The following is a 543-nucleotide window of genomic DNA, read 5'->3' as shown; positions in this document are numbered from 1 at the left end:
ACGTGGAGAAGGGCATCAGGTAGCACTGTTCTGACAGGAAAAATAGCAAATGGACAACAGATCCCATTGCCATCTGGTTTTTCTGCCAGCCAGTGTACCTGGAGTGTCAGTAATGCAGAAAATCCGCACGGGTGGAAGCCGAATTATTTTGCGGGGTCAGTTGCAACCTATGATGCCAATCGAATTGTGAAATGCGGCTTCTATGACGAATACAACTTTTATGGCGGTACTCACCGAACTGACCTGTCGGGGAAATGTAGTTACATCGTGGTTTGCCAGTGATAAGTATCGTCACTGGCAAATGGCGTAAACTGTAATTGAACCATTTTGATCTTCGGTCGTGTCGCAACTGGCAGTCCATGCATTGTTGCCTGAAGGCATGGAACGTGTGAGCCATATAAATCCGGTATTTGATCTGCATTGACCGCCTCCACCAATGACTTTCTTGCCAGATGGACATGTTGCCGTTGCTCCAGGCCAACGCCACGCAGTAGCTGAAGCGGTAACAATTTGGCTATCACCTGCGCCAATTTTTTTCCACAC

General features: G+C 47.9%; 2 protein-coding genes. One reads left to right on the top strand and one right to left on the bottom strand.

The genetic code is table 11. The features are described 5' to 3' along the window. Positions 1-282 (top strand): shufflon protein D' (locus ACJHWK_RS23935; RefSeq protein ID WP_227498174.1); only part of this gene is annotated, 282 nt, incomplete at its 5' end. On the opposite strand, the gene ACJHWK_RS23930 is transcribed toward ACJHWK_RS23935, so the two are convergent. Continuing rightward, a partial coding sequence (locus tag ACJHWK_RS23930) for a pilus assembly protein (RefSeq protein ID WP_214294720.1) occupies positions 261-543 on the bottom strand: 283 nt, incomplete at its 5' end. The two genes, ACJHWK_RS23935 and ACJHWK_RS23930, sit on opposite strands and share 22 nt — an antisense overlap.

This window comes from Escherichia sp. WS547 (assembly GCF_046486065.1).
GTDB lineage: Bacteria > Pseudomonadota > Gammaproteobacteria > Enterobacterales > Enterobacteriaceae > Escherichia > Escherichia coli.
The sequence above is the reverse complement of the archived record's forward strand: the minus strand, read 5'-3'. Positions and strand labels throughout refer to the sequence as shown.